The sequence below is a fragment of the Sphingomonas sp. RS2018 genome, assembly GCF_054489605.1.
The window spans coordinates 980,215-1,005,518 of sequence record NZ_JBTMWL010000001.1; the positions used below are offsets into that span (position 1 = coordinate 980,215).

At 67.4% G+C, this 25,304-nt stretch carries 24 protein-coding genes and 1 tRNA gene; 10 read left to right on the plus strand and 15 right to left on the minus strand.

Features of this window, described 5'->3' with window-relative positions; translation table 11 throughout:
* Positions 1-46 precede the first annotated feature (46 nt).
* The 6 genes from ACX40P_RS04965 to ACX40P_RS04990 all read left to right on the plus strand — a co-directional run bounded on the left by ACX40P_RS04965 (position 47) and on the right by ACX40P_RS04990 (position 6,123).
* Entirely contained in the window at positions 47-2,737 is a 2,691-nt protein-coding gene (locus ACX40P_RS04965; protein WP_459125163.1) for a bifunctional [glutamine synthetase] adenylyltransferase/[glutamine synthetase]-adenylyl-L-tyrosine phosphorylase, read from the plus strand.
* Between the two features lie 4 nt (positions 2,738-2,741).
* A complete protein-coding gene (locus ACX40P_RS04970) occupies positions 2,742-3,200 on the plus strand; it encodes a peroxiredoxin (RefSeq protein ID WP_459125164.1) in 459 nt (152 codons plus the stop codon).
* 262 nt (positions 3,201-3,462) lie between these two features.
* Complete coding sequence (locus ACX40P_RS04975) at positions 3,463-4,161, plus strand: M23 family metallopeptidase (RefSeq protein WP_459125165.1); 699 nt, start codon at positions 3,463-3,465, stop codon at positions 4,159-4,161.
* A gap of 49 nt (positions 4,162-4,210) precedes the next feature.
* Positions 4,211-4,552, plus strand: coding sequence for an iron-sulfur cluster insertion protein ErpA (gene erpA, locus ACX40P_RS04980; RefSeq protein WP_459125166.1), 342 nt, complete (start codon positions 4,211-4,213; stop codon positions 4,550-4,552).
* Positions 4,553-4,558: 6 nt separating this feature from the next.
* On the plus strand, positions 4,559-5,329 hold the full coding sequence (gene xth, locus ACX40P_RS04985; RefSeq protein WP_459125167.1) for an exodeoxyribonuclease III: 771 nt from the start codon (positions 4,559-4,561) through the stop codon (positions 5,327-5,329).
* Positions 5,326-6,123, plus strand: a complete 798-nt coding sequence (locus ACX40P_RS04990; protein WP_459125168.1) for a transporter — start codon at positions 5,326-5,328, stop codon at positions 6,121-6,123. Before xth ends, ACX40P_RS04990 begins: the two co-directional genes overlap by 4 nt.
* Before the next feature lie 100 nt (positions 6,124-6,223).
* Here ACX40P_RS04990 and ACX40P_RS04995 read toward each other — a convergent pair whose 3' ends face one another.
* Positions 6,224-7,375, minus strand: a complete 1,152-nt coding sequence (locus ACX40P_RS04995; protein ID WP_459125169.1) for an N-acetyltransferase — start codon at positions 7,373-7,375, stop codon at positions 6,224-6,226.
* A gap of 142 nt (positions 7,376-7,517) precedes the next feature.
* Here ACX40P_RS04995 and ACX40P_RS05000 point away from each other — a divergent pair, with 142 nt between their 5' ends.
* Positions 7,518-8,615: a fatty acid desaturase family protein gene (locus ACX40P_RS05000; protein WP_459125170.1), complete on the plus strand. Its 1,098-nt coding sequence runs from the start codon at positions 7,518-7,520 to the stop codon at positions 8,613-8,615.
* Positions 8,616-8,655: 40 nt separating this feature from the next.
* Here the strand turns inward: ACX40P_RS05000 and lptG are convergent, their stop codons facing one another.
* The 10 genes from lptG to ACX40P_RS05050 all read right to left on the minus strand — a co-directional run bounded on the left by lptG (position 8,656) and on the right by ACX40P_RS05050 (position 18,984).
* On the minus strand, positions 8,656-9,756 hold the full coding sequence (gene lptG, locus ACX40P_RS05005; protein WP_459125171.1) for an LPS export ABC transporter permease LptG: 1,101 nt from the start codon (positions 9,754-9,756) through the stop codon (positions 8,656-8,658).
* Positions 9,753-10,937, minus strand: coding sequence for an LptF/LptG family permease (locus ACX40P_RS05010; protein ID WP_459125172.1), 1,185 nt, complete (start codon positions 10,935-10,937; stop codon positions 9,753-9,755). The genes lptG and ACX40P_RS05010 overlap by 4 nt, the downstream gene beginning before the upstream one ends.
* Before the next feature lie 91 nt (positions 10,938-11,028).
* Positions 11,029-12,942: an ATP-binding protein gene (locus ACX40P_RS05015; protein ID WP_459125173.1), complete on the minus strand. Its 1,914-nt coding sequence runs from the start codon at positions 12,940-12,942 to the stop codon at positions 11,029-11,031.
* A gap of 112 nt (positions 12,943-13,054) precedes the next feature.
* Positions 13,055-14,308, minus strand: a complete 1,254-nt coding sequence (gene spt / locus ACX40P_RS05020; protein WP_459125174.1) for a serine palmitoyltransferase — start codon at positions 14,306-14,308, stop codon at positions 13,055-13,057.
* A gap of 26 nt (positions 14,309-14,334) precedes the next feature.
* Positions 14,335-14,580: an acyl carrier protein gene (locus ACX40P_RS05025; protein WP_459125175.1), complete on the minus strand. Its 246-nt coding sequence runs from the start codon at positions 14,578-14,580 to the stop codon at positions 14,335-14,337.
* A 43-nt stretch (positions 14,581-14,623) separates the two neighbouring features.
* On the minus strand, positions 14,624-15,526 hold the full coding sequence (locus tag ACX40P_RS05030; RefSeq protein ID WP_459125176.1) for an NAD-dependent epimerase/dehydratase family protein: 903 nt from the start codon (positions 15,524-15,526) through the stop codon (positions 14,624-14,626).
* Positions 15,523-16,626, minus strand: a complete 1,104-nt coding sequence (gene proB, locus ACX40P_RS05035; protein ID WP_459125177.1) for a glutamate 5-kinase — start codon at positions 16,624-16,626, stop codon at positions 15,523-15,525. The genes ACX40P_RS05030 and proB overlap by 4 nt, the downstream gene beginning before the upstream one ends.
* 34 nt (positions 16,627-16,660) lie before the next feature.
* Positions 16,661-17,218 (minus strand): Uma2 family endonuclease, encoded by a 558-nt coding sequence (locus ACX40P_RS05040; RefSeq protein WP_459125178.1) that lies wholly within the window; start codon positions 17,216-17,218, stop codon positions 16,661-16,663.
* Between the two features lie 31 nt (positions 17,219-17,249).
* Entirely contained in the window at positions 17,250-18,296 is a 1,047-nt protein-coding gene (obgE, locus tag ACX40P_RS05045; protein WP_459125179.1) for a GTPase ObgE, read from the minus strand.
* A 109-nt stretch (positions 18,297-18,405) separates the two neighbouring features.
* The gene (locus ACX40P_RS05050) at positions 18,406-18,984 is read right to left on the minus strand and encodes a TetR/AcrR family transcriptional regulator (protein ID WP_459125180.1); all 579 of its coding nucleotides are present in this window, start codon (positions 18,982-18,984) and stop codon (positions 18,406-18,408) included.
* Positions 18,985-19,030: 46 nt separating this feature from the next.
* Here ACX40P_RS05050 and ACX40P_RS05055 point away from each other — a divergent pair, with 46 nt between their 5' ends.
* Positions 19,031-19,885, plus strand: a complete 855-nt coding sequence (locus ACX40P_RS05055; protein ID WP_459125181.1) for a metal-dependent hydrolase — start codon at positions 19,031-19,033, stop codon at positions 19,883-19,885.
* A gap of 135 nt (positions 19,886-20,020) precedes the next feature.
* Here the strand turns inward: ACX40P_RS05055 and ACX40P_RS05060 are convergent, their stop codons facing one another.
* The 3 genes from ACX40P_RS05060 to rplU form a co-directional block, all read right to left on the minus strand.
* Entirely contained in the window at positions 20,021-20,581 is a 561-nt protein-coding gene (locus ACX40P_RS05060; protein ID WP_459125182.1) for a GNAT family N-acetyltransferase, read from the minus strand.
* A 172-nt stretch (positions 20,582-20,753) separates the two neighbouring features.
* Positions 20,754-21,023: a 50S ribosomal protein L27 gene (gene rpmA, locus ACX40P_RS05065; protein ID WP_459125183.1), complete on the minus strand. Its 270-nt coding sequence runs from the start codon at positions 21,021-21,023 to the stop codon at positions 20,754-20,756.
* A 31-nt stretch (positions 21,024-21,054) separates the two neighbouring features.
* The gene (gene rplU / locus ACX40P_RS05070) at positions 21,055-21,426 is read right to left on the minus strand and encodes a 50S ribosomal protein L21 (RefSeq protein WP_459125184.1); all 372 of its coding nucleotides are present in this window, start codon (positions 21,424-21,426) and stop codon (positions 21,055-21,057) included.
* A gap of 255 nt (positions 21,427-21,681) precedes the next feature.
* Here rplU and ACX40P_RS05075 point away from each other — a divergent pair, with 255 nt between their 5' ends.
* Positions 21,682-24,462, plus strand: a complete 2,781-nt coding sequence (locus tag ACX40P_RS05075) for a TonB-dependent receptor plug domain-containing protein (protein WP_459125185.1) — start codon at positions 21,682-21,684, stop codon at positions 24,460-24,462.
* A gap of 46 nt (positions 24,463-24,508) precedes the next feature.
* On the opposite strand, the gene hspQ is transcribed toward ACX40P_RS05075, so the two are convergent.
* A complete protein-coding gene (gene hspQ, locus ACX40P_RS05080) occupies positions 24,509-24,889 on the minus strand; it encodes a heat shock protein HspQ (RefSeq protein ID WP_459125186.1) in 381 nt (126 codons plus the stop codon).
* A 130-nt stretch (positions 24,890-25,019) separates the two neighbouring features.
* Here hspQ and ACX40P_RS05085 point away from each other — a divergent pair.
* Positions 25,020-25,109 (plus strand) — tRNA-Ser (locus tag ACX40P_RS05085).
* Positions 25,110-25,304: the final 195 nt, after the last annotated feature.

Here is a 25,304-nt window from a genome sequence, read left to right on the forward strand (position 1 = left end):
TTTTGTTGCATGACGTGGCGGTGTTTACGTTACGGCGAGCTCGACCATGACCATCGTGGACACCGATAAGGCCCGCATCGACGATGCCATCGCCCGGGCGCTGGAGGCGTCGCCGTTTCTCGCCAACGCCTTTGCGCGGGAAGGCGACGCGGCGGATCGTCTGCCCGATTGGCTGACGGATCCACTGGCTGCGTGCCGGTTCGATTCCGATCGTCCGGCCGGCACCGCGATGCGGCTGGCCCGGCGGCGGTTCGCGCTGACGGTCGCGATCGGCGACCTGTCGGGGCTGTTTGATCTGACGCGGACGACGGGACTGCTGACCAGCTTTGCCGACCGCGCGCTGGACAACGCCATCCGCGTCGCGATCGCCGAGCGCGTTCCGGGGGCGGAGCCGGTCGGCTTTACCGCACTGGCGCTCGGCAAGCAGGGCAGTTGCGAGCTCAACTATTCGTCGGACATCGACCCGATCCTGCTGTTCGATCCTGAAACGCTGCCGCGCCGCGAACGCGACGAGCCGGTCGACGCGGCGGTGCGTGTCGGGCGGCGGGTAGTCGAGTTGCTGCAGGCGCGTGACGGCGACGGCTATGTGTTGCGGGTCGACCTGCGGCTTCGGCCGTCGCCCGAGGCGACGCCGATCGTTGTGCCGATCGAGGCGGCGCTGAGCTATTACGAGTCGATGGCGTTGCCGTGGGAGCGGGCTGCGTTCATCCGTGCGCGCGCCGCCGCGGGTGACATCGCGCTGGGGCAGGGGTTCCTGAGCGCCGTCCGCCCGTTCGTGTGGCGCCGCTCGCTCGATTTCGGCACGATCCGCGAGATCCGCGGCATCTCCCGCCGCATCCGCGATCATCATGCGCAGGGGCAGCGCTTCGGTCCCGGTTTCGACCTCAAGCGCGGACGCGGCGGCATCCGCGAGATCGAGTTCTTTGCGCAGATCCACCAGCTGATCCACGGCGGGCGCGAGCCGGCCCTGCGCACGCCGGCGACCCGCGACGCGCTGGCCGCGCTCGCCGCAGCGGGGCGAATCGACGCCGACGACGCGGCGGCGCTCAGCGAGGCCTATGTCCTGCTGCGCACGATCGAGCACCGCGTGCAGATGATCGACGATCGTCAGACTCACGCGCTGCCGCATGCGGGCGAGCCGCTGGACCGCGTCGCCCGGCTGCACGGGCTATCCGCCGGGGCAGCACTGCTCGACCTGCTCGCGCCGCACGTCGAGCGGGTCGGGCGGGTCTATGACGCGCTGGACGGCGAGGAGCGGACGCAGGTCGCGGTCGGCGGCTCGGCGCTGGAGAAGCAGCTTTCCGCGGCGGGCTTCGCGGATGCGGCGGCGGCGGCAAGGCTGATCGAGACTTGGCGCGGCGGCACCTATCCGGCGTTGCGCAGCACGGCGGCGCAGGATGCGCTGGCGGCGGTGCTGCCGGCGCTGGTCGCGGCGCTGGGCGAGGCGCCCGACGCAGGCGCGGCGTTGCTGCGGCTGGATGCGGTGCTGTCGCGACTGCCGACCGCAATCAACATCCTGCGGCTGATCGAGGCGCGGCCGGCGCTGCTGCGGCTGCTGACGCTGATCCTCGCGCATGCGCCCACGTTGGCCGAGGCGCTCGGGCGGCGGTCGCATCTGCTCGACGGGCTGATCGACGCGACCGCGTTCGACCCGGCCGGCGATGTCGCGGCGCTTGCGGCGGAAATGGCGCGGGGGGAGGGCGACGACGATTACCAGCGCCTGCTCGACCGCGTCCGGCGGGTGGTGGGCGAGAAGCGGTTCGCGCTGGGGACGCAGATCGTCGCCGGCGTCGCCGATCCGCTGGCGGTGTCCGCCGGCTATGCGCGCGTGGCCGAGGCGGCGATCGCGGTGCTGACGAGCGCGACGGTCGCCGAGTTCGAGCAGGCACATGGCCGCGTGCCGGACAGCGAACTGGTGATCCTGGCGCTCGGCCGGATGGGTGGCGCGGCGCTGACGCACGCGTCGGACCTCGACCTCGTCTACCTCTTCACCGGCGATTATTCGGCCGAATCCGATGGCGCGAAGCCGCTGGGTGCGGTCGTCTATTACAACCGGCTGGCGCAGCGCGTGACCGCGGCCCTGTCGGTCGCGACCGCGTCGGGGCCGCTGTACGAGATCGATACGCGGCTGCGGCCGTCCGGTGCGTCGGGGCCGCTCGTCGTGTCGCTCGACGGGTTCGACCGCTACCAGCGCGAAAGTGCCTGGACGTGGGAGCATATGGCGCTGACTCGCGCGCGTGCGGTGTTCGGTTCCGACGCGGCGCGGGCGGCGGTGGGTGCGGTCATCGCCCGCGTGCTGAACGGCGACCGCCCGGATCGCGACATCGTCGCCGACGCTGCAGGCATGCGCACGGAGATGGCGGGGCACAAGCCGCCGGCGGGGCCGCTGGATGCCAAGCTATTGCCCGGTGGGCTCGTCGATCTGGAGTTCGCGGTCCACGCGCTGCAACTCGATCGGCGTACCGCCTTCGACCCGCATCTCGGCACGGCGATCGACGCGCTGATCGCACAGGGGCTGATGCCGCCGACGATGCGCCCGGCGCACGACCTGCTCGCGCGGCTGATCGTCACCGCGCGCCTGATCGCGCCCGATGCCGCCCCCCCCGCCGCCGCGGCGACGCGCGCGCTGGTGGCGCAAGCGCTCGACCTGCCGGACTGGGACACGGTGCTTGTCCGGTTGGAGACGGTGCGGCAGGAGGTGTCCGCCGTCTGGCAGGGCGTGATCGACAAGGGCTGACGCGATGATCGAGGGTGACAAACTTCCCGACCTCACACTGACCGGTGCGGAGGAGCCGCTGGCGTTGCGGTCGTTCGTCGGGCGTCCCTTCGTCATCTATTTCTATCCGCGGGACGACACCCCCGGCTGCACCCGCGAAGCACAGGATTTTTCAGCGCTCGCCGACGATTTCGCCGCCGCCGGGATCGCCGTGCTCGGCGTGTCGAAGGACAGCCCGGCGAAACACGCGAAGTTCGCCGCCAAGCATGCGCTGACCGTCCCGCTTGCCAGCGACGATGACGACAATACCGTACTGAACGCGTTCGGCGCATGGCAGGAAAAGTCGCTGTACGGGCGGAAATACATGGGCATCGACAGGTCGACCTTCCTGTTCGACGCGGGCGGCCGGCTGGCGAAGGCATGGCGCAAGGTGAAGGTGCCGGGTCATGCCGCCGCAGTGCTGGCGGCGGCGCGCGCGATCTGATTCCCGCGGCGTTCAGACCCTTGCCGATGCCTGCACAACCGCCCGCAAAACGCTGGCAGCAGGGGTATTCGCTTTCGGTTCAACGGCTCGCCGCACGGCGATGCCGGTCTGACCCGCCGAGCGGCCGGCGCTATTGCTCGATTAACCACCCTCACGCATCACCCAATTGTCAGACCGGAGGGGGCTCCTTCCTGACAGTTTCGACGGTGATCCACCCCGGCTTTCGGGCGGGGGATGGACGATGAGCGGGTTGTAACGATCTATGGTTCCTCCGGTCCTCAAGCTGATCCTGGGCGTCGCGACGCTGGCGGTGACATCTCCCGCCCTTGCGCAAAGGACCCCGGCAGAGGGTGGGCCCTACGAGCCCGTCACGATGACCGCCGCCGCCACGACTGCCGAAGTCGGCACCACCGCCATCGTCGATGCGCAGTACCGCACCCTGTTCCAGAGCTGGAAGAAGCTCGACACCACCGAGCCGACGTCGATCTCCATTCCGTCGATCCAGCCCGTCGCCAATCTCGTCTTCACCAGCAACTTCGGCGTCCGCTCGGACCCGTTCCGGGGCACCGCCGCGATGCATGCCGGCGTCGATATTCCGGGCAAGGTCGGCACGCCGATCTACGCCACCGCCGACGGCATGGTGTTGCGCGCCGAGCGGGCGGGCGGCTACGGCAACCTCGTCGAGCTGAACCACGGCAAGGGCATCGAAACGCGCTACGGCCATCTGTCGAAGATCCTCGTCCAGCCGAATACGAAGGTCGTGAAGGGCCAGCTGATCGGCCTGATGGGCTCGACCGGCCGTTCGACCGGCAGCCACCTGCATTACGAGGTCCGCGTCGATGGCCGCGCGATCAACCCGGCGCCGTTCCTGATGACAGTCGGCGGCACCGCTCTGCCGGCCGAGCCCACGGTCGCCGCGACCGATTCGGTCGCGATGGGCGGACCGGCCGCCAGCCGCTAAGTCTTCCGGCGCGGTTGTCGCGCCACACGATCGCGCCTATCTGCCACCCATGGCAACGATCGCACCCGCCGACATCGGCCTGACCCCATCCGCCGCTGCGCGTGTCGCTGCCATTGCCGAGCGACAGGGCAAGCCCGCGATCCTGCGACTGTCGGTCGAGGGCGGCGGCTGCTCCGGCTTTCAGTATCGCTTCGAACTGACCGACGCGCCGCAGGACGACGACACGCTGGCCGAGACGGCGGGCGTCCGTCTGGTCGTCGATGCGATCAGCCTCGATCTCGTTCGCGGCGCCAGCGTCGATTATGTCGAAAGCCTGGGCGGGGCGGCGTTCCGCGTGACCAACCCCAATGCGGCGTCGGGCTGCGGCTGCGGCACCAGCTTCTCGGTCTGACCGGCGGTGAAGATCGTCACCTACAACGTCAACGGCATCAAGGCGCGCCTGCCGCGGCTGATCGAGTATCTCACCGAGCAGAAGCCGGACATCGTTTGTCTGCAGGAGTTGAAGTCGGCGGACGAGGGCTTTCCCGCCGCCGATATCGAGGCGGCCGGCTACGGCGCGATCTGGCATGGGCAGAAGAGTTGGAACGGGGTTGCCGTACTCGCGCGCGATGCCCAGCCGGTCGAGCGCCTGCGCGGTCTGCCCGGGGAGCCCGAGGACGAGCATAGCCGCTATCTGGAGGCGGAGGTCGGCGACGTGGTCGTCGCCTCGCTCTATTTGCCCAACGGCAATCCGCAGCCGGGACCGAAATTCGACTATAAGCTGCGCTGGATCGAGCGGCTGACGGCGCGGGCGCGTGAGCTACTGGCGGAGGAACGCGCGGTCGTGCTGGCGGGCGACTACAATGTCATCGCCAACGACGACGATACCTTTTCCGTTCGCGCGATGCAGGACGATGCGCTGATGCAGCCCGAGAGCCGCGAAGGCTATCGCCGCCTGTTGGCGCAGGGCTGGACCGACGCGCTGCGTACGCAGTTTCCGCGCGGCGGCGTGTGGACGTTCTGGGACTATCAGGCGGGCGCGTGGCAGCGCGATGCCGGTTTTCGGATCGACCACCTACTGCTCAGTCCGAAGGCGGCGGATCGCTTCGTCGGGGCGGGTGTCGACAAGGACTATCGCGGGCGGGAAAAGGCCAGCGACCACGCGCCGACGTGGGTGAAGCTGCGATGATGCGGTGGGCGCTCGCCGCTGCCGCGTTCGCGTTCGCGGGGCCGGCTCTGGCGCAGGATGACGTTCGTTTCTGCCCGCAGAGGCCGTCGCTCGGAGCGTCGGGTTGCACCACCAAGCCGGGTCAGGTGCAGGTCGAATGGTCGGCTTTCGACTGGCAGCGGGACGACAGTGCCGATGGCCGCGAGGATCGTTTCGTCGCCGCCGACACCATCGTCCGCATCGGCATCGCGCGCACGACCGAAGTGCAGATCGGCTGGACCGCCGTCGGTCGCGTCCGCACGCGCGACGCGCTGACCGGCGCGATCGACGCCGTGCGCGGGGTGGGCGACGTGCAGATCGGCTTGCGCCAGAACCTCAGTCATCCCGACGGCAAGGGGTTGTCGATCGGTGTTCAGCCGTTCGTGACGCTGCCCGTCGGCCGCACGCCGATCGGCGACGGCGACTGGGGGGCGGGCGTGGTGCTGCCGGTCAGCTATGACATCGGCGGCGGCTTCAACCTTAATGTCACGACCGAGGCGGATGCCGCGGTGGATCAGGACGGGCATGGGCGACATCTCGCCTACAGCGGCATCCTCGGCCTGGGCTACGACCTGTCCGACAAGGTCACGCTGACCGGCGAACTGATGGCCGAGCGGGACGATGATCCGATGCGCCATGCGACGCACACGGTCGCCGCGGCGTCGCTTGCCTATCAGCCGACGAAGCGCTTCCAGATCGATGCGCTGGCGGTGGTCGGGCTGAACCGGGATACGCCTGACCTGCGGCTGGTTACGGGCGGCGCGATCCTGTTCTGACTTTGCGGTGGGGGTGAAACCCCGTTCTGACGTTCGCTCCGAGGCGCTCGCGGCACAAGGAAGGGTAGCCCTTCGACAAGCTCAGGGCGAGCTGGAGGCTCTACAAATCCTTGCCGTAGACCTGATAGACCTTGTTGATTCGCCCGTTCAGCATGTCGGCGATCGATCGCATTCCCTGATTGTCGTCGAGGATCCAGCCGATCTCTCCGCGCGTCGCGCCGTAGCGGGCGACGGAGGCGCGGCGGATGTATTCGATCATCATGAAGGCGAGTTGGCTCGCCATACGCGATGACTGCAGTTCCTTGCGCACGCCCATCAGCGGCACGCGCATCGTCTTCACCTTCGGCGCGCGCAGCCATAGCAGCAGCTTCGCCCAGCCGAACGGCAACAGGCTACCTTTCAGCGGTGCGATCGCCTCGTTCAGGTCGGGGAGGGTAATCATGAACGCGACGGGCTTGCCGTCGACCTCGGCGATGCGAATCAGGTCGTTGAAGACGATCGGCTTCAGCTTGACGCCGACATCCTTGATCTCGGGCGGCGTGAGGGGGACGAAGCCCCAATTGTGCGACCAGGCGTCGTTCAGGATGTCGAGGATGATTGCCGCCTCGTCCTCGAACCGCGTCTTGTCCACCTCGCGCACGCGGATGCGCTCGTTGCGTTCGCCCGACTGGATGATGCGGCGGACGATCGGCGGGAATTCGTGCGTGATGTCCAGATCATAGGTCATCAGCTGCTTGATCGGTTCGTAACCCGCGCCCTCGATCCAGCCGCGATATTCGGGCCGCGCATGCCCCATCATGATCGTCGGCGGATGATCGAAGCCCTCGATCAGCAGGCCGGGCTCTTCCCAGATCGATTGCGAGATCGGGCCAAGCACGCGGGTCATGCCTTGATCGCGCAGCCAAGCCTCAGCGGTCAAGATCAGCGCGGCACTCGTCTCCGCATCCTCAGCGTCGAACAACCCCCACTGGCCGGTGCCGGGCCCGAAGCCCTGCTCCGCCGGCATCGTCAGCGCGAGCGTGTCGATATGCGCGGAGATGCGCCCGACCACCTTTCCAGCCCGTTCGGCAAGGAACAACTGCGCCTTGGCATGGCTGTACCAGCCGTTCTTTTCCGGCGTGATGAGGCCCAGCGCCTCGCCCTTCAGCGGCGGCACCCAGTTGGGGTCCTTGGCGTAGAGGTGGAAGGGGAAGTCGACGAACGTCTTGCGATCGGCCTTCGACGCAATCGGACGGATGGAGAGATCGGCCATGCCAGCCTTTCTGGGAGAGGTTTACGGCGGCGATGTGACGGGCCGAATCGATCATGGCAAGTGAAGTTTCCGTCAGGCCCGGCCGGGTCTGCCCCTCGAATCGCCACCGTCCAGCCACTATTTTCGGGCAATGGTTACCGTCATGAGCAACACCGCCACTCTCGATCGCCCCGCCGCCGGCTGGACCGCGGTACAGCCGCGCGCTGCCTCTGACCGGATCGCCGACGACAAGGCGCTGCTGCGTGCCGCGGCCGAACTGTCCCGCGACCTGCATGCGGCAAAACCTGCGATCTACTGGGGCGACACGATCGCGTCGGTCGTGTTGGGTTATGGCGCGCTGGCCGGGGCGATCCTGCTGCCGTCGACGGCCATGGCGATTGTGAGTGCCATCGCGGCGGTCTTTGCGCTGTATCGCGCGGGCAGCTTTATCCACGAAGTCAGCCACATGAAGCATGGTCAGGTGCCGGGCTATCGGCTCGGCTGGAACCTGATGGTCGGCATCCCGCTGCTGATCCCGTCTTTCATGTATGAGGGCGTGCATACGCTGCATCATGCAAAGACGCGCTACGGTACCGTCGACGATCCCGAATATCTGCCGCTCGCGCTGATGAAGCCGTGGTCGGTGCCGCTGTTCGTGCTCGCGTCCGCGCTCGGTCCGGTCGCGCTGCTATTTCGGTTCGCGGTGTTGTCGCCGCTGTCTATTGCGATCCCGGCATTGCGCCGGACGATCGCCGCGCGCTTCTCGGCGCTGGCGATCAACCCGGCGTTCCGGCGTCGCGACGTGACCGGCGACTATCGCCGCCTGTGGGTGCGTCTGGAGATCGCGGCGAGCGTTTGGGCGGTGACCCTCGTCACGCTGGTCGTGACCGGCGTGGTGCCGCTGCGCGCCTTCGCCATCTATCTCGGCGTGCTGTCGGCGACGATGGTGCTCAACCAGGTCCGCACGCTGGTGGCGCATCTGTGGGAGAACGACGGCGAGCAAATGAGCGTGACCGCGCAGTATCTCGATTCGGTCAACGTGCCGCCGCCGGCGCTGCTGCCGATGCTGTGGGCGCCGGTGGGCCTGCGCTACCATGCGCTGCACCACCTGCTGCCGGGCGTACCGTATCACGCGCTGGGCGAGGCGCATCGTCGCCTGTCGGCGGCGGTGGAGGCGGACTCGCATTATCACAAGGCGAGCTACAGCGGTTTGCCTGGCCTGCTCGAACGCTTGGTGCGGAGCACTTTCGGACAGCGTTGAGCGTTCGTGCCCCTGCCAAGGCAGGAACACGGGCCGGAAATTACTCCTCGGTGCGGATCAGCACCGCTTCGCCGACCAGCAGGAACAGCAGGAATGGCGCCCAGGCGGCGAGGAAGGGCGGATAGGCGCCCAGGTTGCCCATCGCCAGCGCGAAATTGTCGGCGACGAAATAGGCGAAGCCCAGCGCCATGCCGATGACCGCACGGATGAAGAGCTTGCCGGATCGCGCCACGCCGAACGCGGCGACGGCGCCCAGCAGCGGCATCAGCACCGCGGACAGCGGCCCCGACAGCTTGTGCCACAGCGTGCCCTCCAGCGCCTTGGTCGGGCGTCCGGCCTCGCTCAGGTCGTTGATCGCACTCTTCAGCGCGCCGAACGACAGCCCATCGGCATTGACGCTCGACAGCGTGAACTGGTCCGGCCGAACGCCGCGCCCGATAACCGGGCTGTCGATCGCCTGCAGCCGCCCCGCCGCCACGTCGAACCGCTGCGCCCCGGTCAGCCGCCAGCCGTCGCCATCGCGCCGTCCCGACGGTGCCGTGGTGATCGACACCAGCGCGCCGCCGTTGCGCTCATAGACCGACACGCCGCCAAGCTGCGCCGCGTCGCCGCGCCCGCGGATATGCTGCACCCGGATCAGGTCGTCGCCGCTGCGCACCCACACGTTGGTGCGATCGCCGCGATCGATCGGCAGCGGACCGTAATCGACGTCCTTCCAGTGATCCAGCGTCGCGGTCGCGCGGCTGACGATACGATCGTTGAAGCTGAACGAGACGATCGACACGCCGAGCGCCGCGACCAGCAGCGGTGCCAGCACCTGATGCGCAGAAAGACCTGCGGCCTTCAGCGCGATGATCTCGCTGTTCTGGTTCAGCGTCGACAGAGTGATGATCGTCGCCAGCAGGACCGAGAAAGGCAGGATCGGCCACGACACGATCTGCGGCATGCGTAGCGAGACGTAGCGCAGGATCTCGGCCTGACCATTGCCCGGCTGGGCGAGGATGTTGCCTGATTCGCTGAGCAGGTCGAGCGTCTGGAGGATCAGCGCCATGCCCGCCACGACCGCGAAGATGCGGACGAGGAACGTCTTCGCCATGTAGAGCGTGACGGTGCGCGACGGGAAGAACGAGGTAAGGGTCATGTCAGCGCCTCCGACGCGCGGCGGCGGCCGAAGGTGAAGCGGCGGCGGATCCAGCCGGCGGCCTTGCCAGCGGCGCGCTCCAGCGCCCCGATCGGCTGACCGCCCGGCACGAATGCGGTAACGTAGAACATCCAGAGCGTCAGCCCGGCGAAGATCGCGAACGGCCCCCACAGCGCGATGATCGGGTCGACCCGGCCCAGCCCGCCGACGCTCTGCCCATATTCGTTGATCTTGTGATAGGCGACGAGGATCACGATCGACACGAACACGCCGAGCGCCGACGTCGATCGCTTGGGCGGCACACCCAGCGCCAGCGCCAGCAGCGGCAGCAGGAACATCGTCGCAACCTCGACCAGCCGGAAGTGGAAGGCGGCACGGCTGGTGTCGCGGATCTGCTCGCTGGCACGCGCGTCGTGGCCGAGCACGGCGAGTTCGGGTAGCGTCAGCTCGAGATTGCGCGCGCCGCGGTTCCGGAACGCCTCGAACCGCGGTAGGTCGATCGGCAGGTCGTGCGCGGTGAAGGTCAGCACGCGCGGCCGGACGAAGCCCGGCGCGAAGTGGACGAGCGTGCCGCGCGTCAAGCGGAAGATGATGACGTCGGGATCGTCGGTGCGCAGGAACTTGCCGCTGTCCGCCGTCACCGACACCCACTGGCCCGGGCGCGGCGTCGCGTAGACGAAGATGCCGTTCAGCTCGGCGCCCTCGTCGCGACTCTGCTCGATCCGCAGCGTCAGCTTGTCGCCGAGCTTCGTGAACTCGCCGACCTTGATCGAGGCGCCAAGCGCACCCGACCGCAGCTCGAAGCGTAACCCCTCATAGGCATAGCGCGCCTTGGGCTGTACATAGCCGACGATCGCCAGATTGACCGCCGCCAGCACGATCGCGAAGACGTAGGGCATCTTCAGCAATTGCGGATAGCTCATGCCGACGCCGCGCAGCACGTCCAGCTCCGATGAGGTCGCGAGCCGGCGGAAGGCGAGCAGAATGCCCAGCATCACGCCGATCGGTATGCCGAGCCCGAGATATTCGGGCAGCAGGTTGGCCAGCATCTTCCACACCACGCTGACCGGTCCGCCCTCGGTCGCGACGAAGTCGAACAGGCGCAGCATGCGGTCGAGCACCAACAGCATCGCCGCGATCAGCAGTGTCGAGAACAACGGCACCGCGATCAGCCTGGCCATGTAGCGATCGAGCGATTTCATGGGGAAGACGGGCGACCTTGCGCGGTTGTAGGCTCCGCTATAGCCCGCCGCGGCGTGCGCGCCACCCTTTTCAGGCGGCGGCGCTGTGCGGTGGCGCCTGCTCGCGCCCGTCGGCCACCGCCTGCGCGATCGCGGCTTCGAAGGCGGCGATGGTATAGGGTTTGCGCAGTACCGGGCGTCCGCCGAAGCCCTCGCGTTCCGCCGCCTCGCCGGCATAGCCGGTGACGAACAGCACGCCGGCGCTGGGTAGCATCGGGCGCAGCGCGTCGATCACCTCCGGCCCCGTCCGGCCCGGCATCAACACATCGGAGACGATCAGATCGATGCCCGGATTGGCGACAACGATCTCTTCGGCCTGCATCGGATCGACGCAGGCGACCGGACGATGGCCGAGCTCCTGCAGCGTATCGACCGTCGCGGCTAGCACGCGCACGTCGTCCTCGACGACGAGAACCTGCAACGCGCGCGCTGCGCCGATCCGGGGTGCCGTCGCGACGGCGACCGGTGCGGCGGCCGCCGGCGCATTGCCGTGATAGCGGGGCAAATAGATGGTGACCGTCGTGGCAATACCCGGTTCCGAGGCAATGGCGATCTCGCCACCCGACTGCCGCACGAAGCCGAAGATCTGGCTGAGGCCTAGCCCGGTGCCTTTGCCGACCGGCTTGGTGGTGAAGAAAGGTTCGAACACGCGTTCGATGACCTCGGGCGTCATGCCACATCCGGTGTCCGCGACCGAAACCGTCGCATAGTCGCCCGCGGCACAGGCGCCGATCGCGCCCGCGGCCAGCTTCGCGGTGCCGGTGGCGATGGTCAGCGATCCCCGGCCGTCCATCGCGTCGCGGGCGTTGACGGCCAGATTAAGGATCGTGTTCTCCAGGCCGTTGCGATCGACCCAGACCGGCCATGCCTCGCCGTTCCGGAGTACCTCGACGGTGATGGCGTCGCCCAAAGTCCGGTCGATCAGGTCGGACATGCCGGCGATCAATTGGCCGGCGTCGACGGACTGCGGCGACAGCGGCTCGGCGCGGGCAAAGGCCAGCAGGCGGCGGGTCAGGGCGATCGCGCGGGTGGCGCCATCGACCGCGCTGTCGAGGTGGCGGACCACCTCGCCGCTTCCCTCGGCATAGCGCCGCCGCGCCAGTTCGATGCCGCCTAGAACGACCGCCAGCATATTGTTGAAATCATGCGCGATGCCGCCGGTCAGCTGACCGACCGCCTCCAGCTTCTGCATCTGGCGCAGCTTGGCCTCCGCCGCTTCGCGCTCGCGGGCTTCGGCGTGCAGCTCGGCGGTGGCCGTGACGACGGCGGCCTCCAGTTCTTCGGCCCGCTCGCGCTCGCTCTCCGCCTCGGCCGCGGCGATCGCGCGACCGGTCTGCGCACGCACGGTCAGCCAGCCCAGCCAGATCGCGCCGAACAGGATGAGCATGCCGAAGCCGGTGAAGACCTTCGCCGCGGCATTGGAGCGATCGATCGTCGCCTGTGCATCGGCGCTTCGTTCCGACAGCAGCTGGCGTTCGCTGGCGATGAAGTCCTCCAACAGCCGGTCGATGTCGGCCAGCGCGCGATTGTCGCTGGCCTGCCAGTAGCGGGAGAGGGCGACGTCGTTCTTCTTGTAGCGGGTGTTGAGCGCGATCAGCGACAGCTGCTCGCCGCGCGCGCGATAGGCGTTGCGCAACGCCTCGATCCGCCCATCCTGCCGCACATTATCGGAAACCATCGTGTCGAGACGGTCGATCTGCATCCCCGCACGGTTCCAGCCCTCCTGGAAGCGCAGGCCGATGCGCCGGTCCCCGCTGATGACGAAGCGGCCCAATGTCGCCTCCGCCTTCGCGATCGTGCCGGCCAGCGACCGCGTCAGGATCATCACGTCATAGCTGTGCGATTGCAGTTCCAGCGCGCGATCGCGCGCGCGGTTGCTGGCGCCGACGGCCGAGATCAGCGCGAACAGCACGCCGGCGCCCAGCATCGCGACGATCACCATCATGATCGTCCGCCCACGTTGGCGAACCCAATTCGTGCCGTCGGAGAACCCGCGCCCGCTCATTCCGGAACCGTTATCGCAACGCTCCGTTATGGCAAGCGGCCAGTTCCTCAGTTCAGCGCAACACGCCGACCGCGTGACCGGCGGCCTCGAACATCGCGGTCACGCGCGCGATCTGCTCAGGCGTGTGTTCGGCGCACAGCGAGCAGCGCAGCAGGAACGTGCCGGCCGGAGTCGCAGGCGGGCGTGCCATGTTGACGTACAGCCCGGCGTCGAGCAGCGCCTGCCACATCGTGACGGCCTGTTCCTGATCCTCCAGGATCACCGCGATGATCGCACTGTCACAGGTTTCGGTGCCGAGCCGGAAGCCGAGGCCGCGCAGGTTGGCGTGCAGCGTGCGGGCATTCTCCCAGAGGCGCGCGCGCTTTTCGGTCGCCGTCATCAGCTTGCGGATCGAAGCGGCTGCGGTCGCCACCACGCTCGGCGGCAGGCTGGCGGTAAAGATATACGGGCGGCAGGCGAGGCGGATCGCCTCGAACTTCGGGTGATTGGAGATGCAGAAGCCGCCGACCGTGCCGACCGACTTGCTGAACGTGCCGACGACGAAATCGACCTCGGCCTCCAGCCCCAGCTCCTCGTACACGCCGCGTCCGTTGGGGCCGTAGAAGCCCATCGAATGCGCTTCGTCCGAGAGGACCATCGCGCCGTGCTTCTTGGCGACTGCGACCATCTCGGTGAGCGGGGCGATGTCGCCCAGCATCGAATAGACGCCCTCCAGCACGACCAGCTTGCCCGCTTCCGGCGGCAGGCGACCCAAGCGCTTGTCGAGGTCATTGACGTCGTTGTGGCGGAAGCGGACGATGTCCGCATAGCCCTGCTTGCAGCCGTCGTAGATCGAGGCATGGCTGTCGGCATCGAGGATGACGTAATCGCCCTTGCCGGCGAGCGTCGAGATCATGCCGAGGTTCGCCATGTACCCGGTCGAGAACACGATCGCGCCGCACACACCGTAGAAGTCGCGCAGTGCGTCCTCGACCTCGATATGGTCCTGGAACGTGCCGTTGAGCATGCGGCTGCCGTTGGTGCCCGACCCGAACCGGTCGAGCGCGGCATGGCCGGCGGCGATCACGTCCGGATCGAACGTCATGCCCATGTAGTTATAGGTGCCGAGCAGGATCGTCTCGCGCCCCTTGATGACGGCCTGGGTCGGGGATCGCACCTCCTCCATCACGATCGCGAACGGATCGGTGACGCCGGTATCGATCAGCGCCTGCCGCTCGGCGATCAGCGCGTCGAACTTCGACATCAGGTCGCGTCCCGCGGCGGGCAACGGGGCGGGGGCTTCGGTCTGGAGGCCGGTTTCGGTCATCGATTGCTATCCAAGGCTTGCCCGTGTCAGTCTTTCTGGAGCTTCTCGACCGCATCGACCAACTGGCCGACCGTCTCGATTTCCGCCTGCATGTTCATCGTGATGATGATGTCGAATTCGTCCTCGATCGCCGCGACGAAATCCATGACGGTCAGGCTGTCCCACTCCAGGTCGCCCTGGAACGTGGTCGCCTCGCCCAGCGCCACGCCCTTCTTGTTGAACGGCTCGATCTGGCGGGTGACGGTGTCGAATATCTGGGCGCGGTCGGTCATGCTCATCCTCATCGTCGGCAAATGCGGCGCGGTTGCGGCGCGGCTATAGCAGGCCGCGGGCGCGATACCATGCCGCGGTGTCGGCAAGGCCCTGCGCGGTGTCGATCGCCGGTGTCCACAGGTCTGGCGCCGGGCGGTGCAGCGGATCGGACACCCAGTCGGGATGGCAGAAATAGGAGACGCGATCGGGCGTCAGCCGTGCGCCCTTGCCGCGCACCAGCCCGTCGACCCGCGCCGCGAGTTGCAGGATCGCGCGGGGCAGGGCGATCGGACGGATGCCGCGCCCGATCGCGGTGCCGATCGCGCGGGCGAACGCTTCATGGCTCCAGCCGCCCGGCCGATCGTCGTCGGGTTCGTAGATGCGATGCTGAGCGTGTGACGTGGCCAGCGCCAACAGCAGGCGGACGAGGTCGTCGACATGGATTGCCGACATCCGCCCGCCGGGCGGCAGCAGCGCGATACCCCGCCGCGCCATGCGGAACAGCTCCAGCATGTCCATGTCGCCCGGACCATAGACCGCCGGTGGACGCACCATGTCCCAGTCGAGCCCGGAGCCCTCGACGATCCCCTCCGCCTCGCACTTGCTGGCGCCATAGGCGGAGAGCGACGGTTCCCGCGCGGCGAGCGACGATACGTGGACGAAGCGACTCACGCCCGCGTCCTTCGCCGCGGTGACGATCGCGCGGGTGCCGTCGACGTTGCCGGTGAAGAAATCGGCGCGTTCGGGCGCGTTGACGACGCCGGCGACATGGATCACCACGTCCGCGTCGATAACCAGCCGGGCGAGCGCGTCCGGCGTTTCGAGCGATCCCGTCACCCAGGTCACGCTGGACTCCGCCGCCCGCTCACGACGGGTGAGGGCGGCGATCGTGTGTCCCGCCGCCGCCGCCGCCGCGACCAATCGCGTGCCGACGAAGCCGGTCGCACCGGTGATCGCGATCTTCACAGCAGCGCCATATGGTTGCGGTGGACGAGTGCGGCGCGTGGCGCGTAGCCGAGCAGCGCGGCATGGTCCTCGCGCCGCCGCCCGAGCAGGCGCGCGGCGTCGTCGGCGTCGTACTCCGACAGACCGCGCGCGATCGGCCCGTCGGGTCCATGGATCGCGACCAGCTCGCCGCGGGCGAACCGGCCCTCGACGCGCGTCACGCCGGCGGCGAGCAAGCTCGCTTCGCCCCGCAGCGCGGTCGCCGCGCCGGCGTCGACATGGATCACGCCCTTCGCGGTCAGGCCGCCGGCCAGCCACGCCTTACGCGCCGGCGCGCCGCGTTCGGCAACGAAGATCGTGTGGCGCGCGGGCGTCGACAGCGGCCGGTCGATCCGCCCGCTTGCGATGGCGAGGTGTGCGCCCGCGGCATTGGCGATGCGCGCGGCGGCGATCTTCGACACCATGCCGCCCGATCCCATACCCGACGCGGAACCGGTATCCGCCATCTCCTCGACGCCCGCGTCGATCCGCTCGACTACTGGCACATGGACGGCGCCGGGCAGGGCGGGATTGCGGTCGTACAGGCCGTCGATGTCCGACAGCAGGATCACGCCCTGCGCGCCCGCCGCCTGCGCCACGCGCGCTGCCAGCCGGTCGTTGTCGCCGAACCGTATCTCGGCGGTGGCGACGCTGTCGTTCTCGTTGATGACCGGCACGACGCCGAGCGACAGCAGTCGGTCGAGCGTCGCGGCGGCGTTGAGGTAGCGGCGGCGATCCTCGAGGTCGTCGAGCGTGACGAGGATCTGCGCAGCGGTCAGCCCTTCGGCCCCCAGCACCTCGGCCCAGGTCTGCGACAGCGCGATCTGTCCGGTCGCGGCGGCTGCCTGCGCGTCCTCGAGGCTGGCGCGACCGCCCTTCGCCAGGCCCAAACGCCGCGCCCCGAGCGCGATGGCGCCCGACGACACGACGATGATCCGCTGCCCGACCTTCGCCCGCGCGGCGATGTCGGCGGCAATCCCGCGCAGCCAATCACGCCGGACCTCGCCAGCCTCGTCGACGAGCAGCGCCGACCCGATCTTGACGATCAGCCGCGGACAATCGGTGGGCGGAAACAGGCTCATGCCGCCGGGTCGATAGCGCGGACCCGCCGACCGCTCAATCGCGCGCGAAGATCTCGTCGTGCGGGATGGTGAAGTCTAGGGCGGGGAGGGGGACATCGACCGGCGCGTCGTGGACTACGTCGCTCCAGCCATGCGCAGCCGTCCGCTGCACGATCCGCAAGCGTTCGGTGGCGATATCGACGAGAACGATCGTATCGACGCTGTCGAGGGCCTTATACTCTTCCAGCTTCACCGTGAGGTCGGTGCGCGCGGTGCCGGCCGACAGGACCTCGAACAGCACGCGCGGATCGTCGAAGGCTTTCTCGTCGTCGTCCGCTGCGCTGTCTCGTCCGCAGAATACGCTGACATCAGGATATCGGATCGACAATTCATGAGTGCGCGTTGCCATGTCGGAATTGTACGGCGTGCAACGTGAGCCCCGCAGGCGAACACCGAGCGCGATAAGGATATTCGTCTGGACGCGGGAATGTCTGGCGGTGCCCCCCGCCATCATGCGGATGACGCCGTTGTCGAGTTCCGCCTTCTTCTCCCCGAAGTCGATCTCGAGAAATTCCTTGGCGGTCAGCAAGGGGTATGCGGGTTGGGTCGCCATGCCCTGCACGATACCAGATCGCCGGATCGGATCAAACTGGCGACCATTCCAGTTCGTCCTCGCCGTCGTCGTCCGGACCGACCGAGCCAGACGTGTCACCGATCGCCTCGATCAGCTTGTCGAGCACCCAGTCGACGCCGATGCCGCTGGCGCCCGACATCGGGATGACGGTGGCGCCGCTGGCGTCCTCCAGCTCAGCCGACAAGGCGGCGATCAGTTCGTCGTCGAGCGTGTCGATCTTGTTGAGCGCGATCACGACCGGCTTGTCGACCAGGCCCGCGCCATAGGCGGTCAGTTCGTCGCGGACGATGCGGTAGCTGGTCGCGACGTCTTCGTCGTTCGCGTCGACCAGGTGCAGCAGCACGCGACAGCGCTCGACATGGCCGAGGAAGCGGTCGCCGATCCCGGCCCCTTCCGCCGCGCCCTCGATCAGGCCGGGGATGTCGGCGACGACGAACTCGCGCTCCTTGTGCCGCACCACGCCCAGCTGTGGCCGGGTCGTCGTGAAGGCATAGGCGCCGACCTTGGCCTGCGCATTGGTCACCGCATTGATGAAGGTCGACTTGCCCGCATTTGGCAAGCCGAGCAGGCCGGCATCGGCGAGCAGCTTCAGGCGCAGCCACACCCACGCCTCGTCACCCGGCCAGCCGGTGCCGTGCTGACGCGGCGCGCGGTTGGTCGAGGTCTTGTAGCTCAGGTTGCCGCGCCCGCCGTCGCCGCCGCGCAGGAACACCTCGCGCTGGCCGACGCGGGTGAAGTCGAGCAGGACGTGCTCCTTGTCCTCGGAAATCACCTGCGTGCCCAGCGGCACCTTGATGACCAGATCGTCGCCGCCGGCGCCGGTCATGTTCGATCCCGCGCCGCCCTTGCCGCGCGGCGCGCGGAAATGCTGGGTGTAGCGGAAGTCGATCAGCGTGTTCAGCCCGGCCACCGCCTCGAACACAATGTCGCCACCCTTGCCGCCGTTGCCGCCGTCGGGACCACCATATTCGATGAATTTCTCACGGCGGAAAGACACCGCGCCACCGCCACCGGTGCCGGAGCGAACGAAGATCTTAGCTTGGTCTAGGAAGTGCATGGCGCGCTCCCTAGCGCTTTAGCGAAGCTAAAGCGACAGCAGGAGCGCGCCCGGCCGGCGGGCGGAGCCCGTCCGACGACATGGGCTTTGCCCCTGTCGTCCCGCGGCGCTACCCCCGCCGCCCCGCCATCAGCGCCTGCGCCGCCAGATCGCGCGCCTTCGTCCGCGGCAGACCCAGCGCCTTAGCCATCGGCCCGCCCAGCAACGCGTCGCCCAAGGCCATCAGCACCAGTTGCAGCGTTTCCTCATGGATCGGCCGCTCCTGCGCGTCGTGATCCTCGCCCAGTTCGTCGACCAGGCGGTGTATCGCTTCGAGAATCGGGTCGAGCGCGTCTTCGTTGCCCGACAGGATCATCCAGCTAGCGAGTGCCCCGGCACCCCCCTGACCGAACGCGTCGAAGGTCAATTCGACCACCTCGCGCGGGTCGTGATCGCCGGCGCGGGCACGCAGCACCGCCTCGCCGATGCGGCCGACGATCTTGCCCGCCATGCTGGCGATCAGCGCACGTTGAAGGCCCGCGGCCGAGCCGAAATGGTGGAGCAGGTTGGCATGCGTCCGCCCGATCCGTGCCGCGACGGCCTTCAGTGTCACCGCCTGCGGCCCGTCCTCGACCAGCAGCGCGCGGGCAGCGTCCAGCGCGGCATCGCGCGACGCTTCGGGCGACAGGCGGCGGCGGGTTATTGACACTGGTGTAAGTAAATCGCTATCCACCTGTTCTGTCTGGAGGATAACCGTGACCAACGCAAAGACTCCCGCCGACCTGACGATCACGCCGCGCGATATACGCTTCGGCCGCGGCGGCACCTATCGACGCTGGTGGCTGAACGATGACCCCGTCGCCACCGCCTTCTACAACGCGCTGTCGGTGACGTTTCCGAAGGGTGAGGGCTTCTTCATCGATTCGGTGCGCAAGTTCCGCGACGATGCGCCGCCGCGGCTGGCGCGCGAGATTCAGGCTTTCACCAAGCAGGAGGTGATCCACACCCGCGAGCACGTCGCCTTCAACCGGCACGTGACTGACCAGGGCTACGACACCTCGCGGCTGGAGGCGCGTGTGGACCGGGAGATCGCGCTGACGAAGGGCCGCCCGCCGATCGCCAGCTTGGCGGCCACCATGTGCCTCGAACACTTCACCGCGATCTTGGCGCACCAGTTGGTGGCCGATCCCAGCCATCTGGCCGGCGGCGACGAGCAGGCAGCGGCGCTGTGGCGCTGGCACGCGATCGAGGAAATCGAGCACAAGGGCGTCGCCTACGACACCTGGCTGCACGCGACGCGCCACTGGTCGCGCTGGCGCCGCTGGCGGGTCAAGGCTTTGGTGATGGTGCTGACGACGATCAAGTTCTTCCGCGGCCGCACCACCGGCATGTTGGACCTGCTGGCGCAGGACGGTCTGACGGGGGCCAAGGTGAAGTGGCGACTGTTCGCCTATGCGTTCGGCCGGCCCGGCATGGCGCGCAAGGTGATGGGGGCGTGGATCGCATTCTTCCTGCCAGGCTTCCATCCGTGGAATCACGATGATCGCAAGCTGATCGGGCTGGTCGACAGTGAATTCGAGGCGGCGCGATTGGTGGAAGCGGCGGCGTAGCCACGACGGACATTCGGAAACCGCTCGTGCTGAGCGAAGTCGAAGCACGTTATACAGTGGTGCGCTTCGGCCTCGCTCAGGGCGAACCAATGGTAGGACGGTTAGCCGGAGTGTTGCTTCACCCCGGCATGTTTCTCACGCCGCCAGTTTCACGCGTCGATCGTCCATGTCACCCGCATCGTCGAACGCCAGCTCGTAGGTCGCGCTCGGAACGCTGGTGCCCCGGCCGCGGCTGAAGCGCGGCTCGATCCGGCCGGTGTTGCGGAAGCCGAGCTTGCGCAGCACCGCGCCCGATGCCGGGTTGTCGAGATGATGATACGCGGTCAGCCGCCGATGGCCGAAGGTGTGGCGCGCGGCATGGAGCACCGCGCGACCAGCTTCGGTCGCATAGCCGCGGCCCCAGGCGGCGGGGGTCAGCCAATAGCCGATTTCCGCCCCATTCTCCGGCGTCAGATGGATGCCGATGCTGCCGACCAGCACCGGTCGCTCGCCCAGATCATGCGCCAGGATCAGGCTGGACGCCTCGCCGCGCGCGGGCGGACGCGTCAGATAGTCGCGCGCATCGTCGATCGCATAGGGCCATGGCACGCGCGCCAGCTTCGCGACGACGCAATCATGCGCGATCGCGGCGGTCAGGGCGGGGGCGTCCTCGATCCAGCCGGGACGCAGCGTCAGGCGCGGGGTGCGTGCGAACATGCCTACTCTCCTCATGCGTCGCCCGTCGCCCAAGCACGTCCGGATGACATGCGCGCGACAAGCGGGGGAGGGAGCAAGAAAAAAGGGAGCCGGGGTGACCCGTCTCCCTTGTTGGCTGGTTCCGCTGCGGAAACCCGGGTCGCCCTCGGTGGGCAACCCGTCCGGTTACCCGTTATTCGGCCGCTTCGGCCATAATCTCGACATTCGCGAACTTTCGGCCGAGCTTGCCATCCTTGAACGCAACGCGACCGTCGGTCAGCGCGAACAGCGTATGGTCCTTGCCCATGCCGACGTTCACGCCCGGATAGACGCGCGTGCCACGCTGGCGCACGATGATGTTGCCCGCGACGACTTCTTCGCCACCGAACTTCTTCACGCCAAGACGACGCCCGGCCGAATCACGACCGTTGCGCGAGGAGCCGCCTGCTTTCTTATGTGCCATGAGCTGAAACTCTCTTCGTACGTCTGTTCGGTTACGCCTGGGCGGCGGGGGCTTCGGCGGCAGGCGCGTCGGCCTTCTTCGCCTTGGCGGCGTTCTGCTGCTGCTCGCCACCGATCGACACGATCTTCAGGATCGTGTGGTTCTGGCGATGGCCGTTCTTGCGGCGATAGTTATGGCGACGGCGCTTCTTGAAGACGATGACCTTCTCGCCCTTCGCCTGCGCGATGATCTCGGCAGCCACGGTCAGGCCGGCGACCGACTTCAGGTCGGAACCCTCGCCGGCGAGCAGGACGTCGCCCAGCGTCACCGACGAACCGGCATCGCCGTCGATTTTCTCGACGACGATCTTGTCTCCGGCGGCAACGCGATACTGCTTGCCGCCCGTGCGCACGATTGCGAACATGGGCCTGTAACTCTCATCCAAAACATGTGCCCCGCGCCGGCATGCCGGTCGGGATGAAGGGCGGCAGCTAATGGAGGCATCCGGCGATGTCAACCGCCGGGCGGTTACGTCCAGCTGTTGCTGCGGGGCAACATACGCGATCGAAATCATGACGCCAATTGTTGCGGCCTTGTGACGGCCTGCGGACGTAATAAGCTGGCGGCGGAATATCGACGGAACCGCAGGGGCCGACCGTCGCCACGGGGGAATATCTATATGCGTCGTTCGTTCGCAACCATGCTCATGCTGTCGGTCGGCGTCGCCGCGCTGTCGATGCCCGCCGCCGCGCAGACCGCCGCGACGCCGCCGGTAGCCGATCCGATCGCCGGATCGACCCCGCAGGACGGCGTGCCCGACGACGCGCCGGAAAACACGATCGTCGTCACCGGCACCCGCGCCGCGAACCGCACCGTCGCCGACAGCGCCGTGCCGATCGACGTGATCTCCAGCGAGCAGCTATCGAACTCGGGTCTCGGTGAAACCAGCAAGATCCTGAACACGCTCGTCCCCTCATTCAACTTCCCGCAGCCGTCGATCGCCGACGGCACCGACGTGATTCGCCCGGCATCGTTGCGCGGCCTGGCACCCGACCAGACGCTGGTGTTGGTTAACGGCAAGCGTCGCCACGTCACCTCGCTCATCAACGTCAACGGCACGGTCGGGCGCGGTTCGGCGGCGGTCGACCTAAACTCCATCCCCGCGCTCGCGATCGAGCGGGTCGAGGTGCTGCGCGACGGCGCCGCCTCACAATATGGCTCGGACGCCATCGCCGGCGTCATCAATATCCAGCTGAAGCGCGCGAGCCACGGCGGCAAGGCGTCGGTCAGCTACGGCAAATACTATACCAATGTGGCAGGCGTCCCCGAACTGGCGGGCGTCGCACTGGCCCTCGATCCCAACGACACCCGCGTGTTGCAGGCGCGTTATGCCGGGGAGCGACAAGCGCGCGACGGCGACACGTGGACGCTGGGCGCCAACATCGGCGTTCCGCTGGGGCAGGGCGGCTATCTGAACGTCACCGGCGAATATCGCGATCGCGACAACACCAACCGCGCAGGCTACGACATCCGCCCGCAGTATAATCGCCCGACCACCGCGTTCGACCCGCGCGAATCGACTTTCAATCGCCTGAGCTTCGAATTCGGTGATCCACGGACAGAGGATTATTCGGTCTTCGCCAACGCGGGCCATCCGATCGGCGATTTTGAGCTCTACGCCTTCGGGTCGTTCACGCGTCGCGACGGTCTCTCTGCGGCGAACTATCGTTTCTCGAGCCAAGTCAATAATCGCGACTATTCGGTGCTGGTCCCGGGGGCGACGCCGTCGGCCGCCAACTTCGTGCCGCTGCGCGCCGACGGCTTCCTGCCGTTCATCGGCTCCAAGATGCGCGACTTCTCTGGCGCGCTCGGCATCCGCGGCGATCTGGCGGGCTTCAAGAGCGATTTGTCGGTCGTCTACGGCAACAACCGCTTCGACTATCGGACCGAGAACAGCCTCAACGCCTCCTATGGGCCGCAGAGCAAGTCGAGCTTCGATTCGGGCGGGCTTGAGTTCGGTCAGTTGACCGCGAATCTGGACCTCAGCCGCGAGTTCGACGTCGGCTTTGCGACTCCGCTGACGCTGGCGGTCGGCGCGGAATATCGCGACGAGAGCTTCAAGATCCGCCCGGGTGAGATCCAATCCTATGCGGCCGGCCCGTTCTTCGTCGCATCGCAGACGACGACGGCGGCGAACTGCACCGCGCAGGGCGGCAACTTCACGACCGCGACCAGCGTCTGCGCCTTCCCGGGCCGTGCCGCGCTGGTGGGTGCGCAAGGCTTCCCCGGCTTCCCGGCATCGGCGCGGACCGACGTCGGGCGTGACAGCTATGCCGGCTATGCCGAGCTCGACACCGACATCTTCACCGGCTTCACCGTGACCGCGGCGGGCCGCTACGAACATTACAGCGACTTCGGCGAGACCTGGAACGGCAAGCTCGCCGCGCGCTTCGAGGTGACCGATGGCTTCGCGATCCGCGGATCGGTGTCGAACGGTTTCCGCGCGCCGTCGCTGCACCAGCAGTTCTTCACCACGACCTCGACCAACTTCATCGCGGGCCTGCCCGTCGATATCTCGACGCTGCCCGTGTCGAGCGCGGTCGCGCGTGCGCTGGGGTCGCAGCCGCTGAAGCCCGAGAAGTCGCTGAACTACTCGGTCGGTGCCACCGCCAACCCGTTCCGCGGCTTCAACGTTACGGCCGATTACTACCATATCAAGATCGACGACCGCATTGTCCTGACGGAGAACCTCGGCGCGGCGGGTAGCGGCACGACCGCGGTCAATGCCGCGGTCAAGACAGTGCTGGATGCCAACGGTTTCCAGTCGGTCGGCGCCGCGCGCTTCTTCATCAACGGCCTCGACACCACGACGAAGGGCTTCGACGTCGTCGGCACCTACCGCTTCAGCGGCGACTTCATCGGCAACTGGTCGCTGTCGGCGGCGTATAATCACAACCGCAACTCGATCGATCGGCGCATCAATGCGCTCGGCCCGCTAGCACAGATCCCGAACCTGATCCTGTTCGGCCGGGTCGAGGGGCTGCGCTTCACCGACGGTCAGCCGCGCGACAAGCTGGTGCTGAGCGCAGACGCTTCCGGCGGCGACTTCGCGGTGTCGGCGAAGACTACGCGCTACGGCCGCGTGATCGCGCCGGGTGCTGCGGCACCGACCAGCAATGCGCTGAGCCTCACCGACTTCGGCCCCGACGACCTGTTCATGGAGCCGAAGTGGGTCACCGACGTGGAGGTGCGCTATACGTTCAAGGAGCACGCCACCTTCGCGATCGGGGCGAACAACCTGTTCGACACCTATCCGGACGCCTTCCCGAAGGGCGCCCGCCCGGCGAGCGCTGGCGGCGGCTTTTATCCGGCGTCGAACTACTACATTCCGTTCAGCGGCTTCTCGCCGTTCGGCTTCAACGGCCGCTTCCTTTACGGGCGGTTCACCGCCCAGTTCTGAGGATCAGTTGGGGGAGGGGCTCACGGCCTCTCCCTCCACGCTCTGCTTAATGGCGGTGATTCGGGCGCAGACGATAGCGCCCCTCATCGTCACGCTCGAATAGCCCGCCGATCGCCGGATGCTCGACGGGCTCGTCGCTGTCGTCCGGCACCAGGTTCTGCTGGCTGACATAGGCCACGTAACTCGATTCGGCATTTTCGGCGAGCAGGTGATAGAAGGGCTGGTCCTTGGGCGGCCGGATATCCTCGGGGATCGCGGCGTACCATTCCTCGCTGTTGGCGAAGACCGGATCGACGTCGAAGATCACGCCGCGAAAATCGAACATGCGGTGCCGCACCACCTCGCCAATGTCGAAACGGGCGCTGGCGACCGGCGGCATCGGCACGCCGGTGGAGAGGATGTCGAGGTTGGTGGGATGGCGGGTCATGACCACAATCTAAGGGTGTTTGCGCACCGCACAAGCAGGCGCTTGCCTAAGCTCCGATCCTGCGCTAGCAGCCCCGCTCCAACGACCCGCACCGATTTGCTTTTTAGCGAACCGCGGTGCGACCCCTCGCGGAGAGGTGGCAGAGTGGTCGAATGCACCGCACTCGAAATGCGGCGTGCCCGCGAGGGTACCGAGGGTTCGAATCCCTCCCTCTCCGCCATTTATTCATAGTGTTCGTGGGTTGCCGCACTTGCCTATTTGGACGCGGTCCAAACGCGTCATCTGGTTAGCGGGGCGGGTAGGGGGGGGCGTTCGCCTCGGTCGGATGGACGGACACTCACCGGCAAAGCGGTCACCGAAAATTCTTTCGAAAAAAACGCACAGGCCTGGAACTAGACGCTTGACCGCCCGAACC

Excerpts from the sequence above, each read along its gene's own strand:
- ACX40P_RS04965 (WP_459125163.1), top strand. The coding sequence starts at position 47 with ATGACCATCGTGGACACCGATAAGGCCCGCATCGACGATGCCATCGCC.
- ACX40P_RS04970 (WP_459125164.1), top strand. The coding sequence starts at position 2,742 with ATGATCGAGGGTGACAAACTTCCCGACCTCACACTGACCGGTGCGGAG.
- ACX40P_RS04975 (WP_459125165.1), top strand. The coding sequence starts at position 3,463 with ATGGTTCCTCCGGTCCTCAAGCTGATCCTGGGCGTCGCGACGCTGGCG.
- erpA (WP_459125166.1), top strand. The coding sequence starts at position 4,211 with ATGGCAACGATCGCACCCGCCGACATCGGCCTGACCCCATCCGCCGCT.
- ACX40P_RS04990 (WP_459125168.1), top strand. The coding sequence starts at position 5,326 with ATGATGCGGTGGGCGCTCGCCGCTGCCGCGTTCGCGTTCGCGGGGCCG.
- ACX40P_RS04995 (WP_459125169.1), bottom strand. The coding sequence starts at position 7,375 with ATGGCCGATCTCTCCATCCGTCCGATTGCGTCGAAGGCCGATCGCAAG.
- ACX40P_RS05000 (WP_459125170.1), top strand. The coding sequence starts at position 7,518 with ATGAGCAACACCGCCACTCTCGATCGCCCCGCCGCCGGCTGGACCGCG.
- lptG (WP_459125171.1), bottom strand. The coding sequence starts at position 9,756 with ATGACCCTTACCTCGTTCTTCCCGTCGCGCACCGTCACGCTCTACATG.
- ACX40P_RS05010 (WP_459125172.1), bottom strand. The coding sequence starts at position 10,937 with ATGGCCAGGCTGATCGCGGTGCCGTTGTTCTCGACACTGCTGATCGCG.
- ACX40P_RS05015 (WP_459125173.1), bottom strand. The coding sequence starts at position 12,942 with ATGATGGTGATCGTCGCGATGCTGGGCGCCGGCGTGCTGTTCGCGCTG.
- spt (WP_459125174.1), bottom strand. The coding sequence starts at position 14,308 with ATGACCGAAACCGGCCTCCAGACCGAAGCCCCCGCCCCGTTGCCCGCC.
- ACX40P_RS05025 (WP_459125175.1), bottom strand. The coding sequence starts at position 14,580 with ATGACCGACCGCGCCCAGATATTCGACACCGTCACCCGCCAGATCGAG.
- proB (WP_459125177.1), bottom strand. The coding sequence starts at position 16,626 with ATGAGCCTGTTTCCGCCCACCGATTGTCCGCGGCTGATCGTCAAGATC.
- ACX40P_RS05040 (WP_459125178.1), bottom strand. The coding sequence starts at position 17,218 with ATGGCGACCCAACCCGCATACCCCTTGCTGACCGCCAAGGAATTTCTC.
- obgE (WP_459125179.1), bottom strand. The coding sequence starts at position 18,296 with ATGCACTTCCTAGACCAAGCTAAGATCTTCGTTCGCTCCGGCACCGGT.
- ACX40P_RS05060 (WP_459125182.1), bottom strand. The coding sequence starts at position 20,581 with ATGTTCGCACGCACCCCGCGCCTGACGCTGCGTCCCGGCTGGATCGAG.
- rpmA (WP_459125183.1), bottom strand. The coding sequence starts at position 21,023 with ATGGCACATAAGAAAGCAGGCGGCTCCTCGCGCAACGGTCGTGATTCG.
- rplU (WP_459125184.1), bottom strand. The coding sequence starts at position 21,426 with ATGTTCGCAATCGTGCGCACGGGCGGCAAGCAGTATCGCGTTGCCGCC.
- ACX40P_RS05075 (WP_459125185.1), top strand. The coding sequence starts at position 21,682 with ATGCGTCGTTCGTTCGCAACCATGCTCATGCTGTCGGTCGGCGTCGCC.
- hspQ (WP_459125186.1), bottom strand. The coding sequence starts at position 24,889 with ATGACCCGCCATCCCACCAACCTCGACATCCTCTCCACCGGCGTGCCG.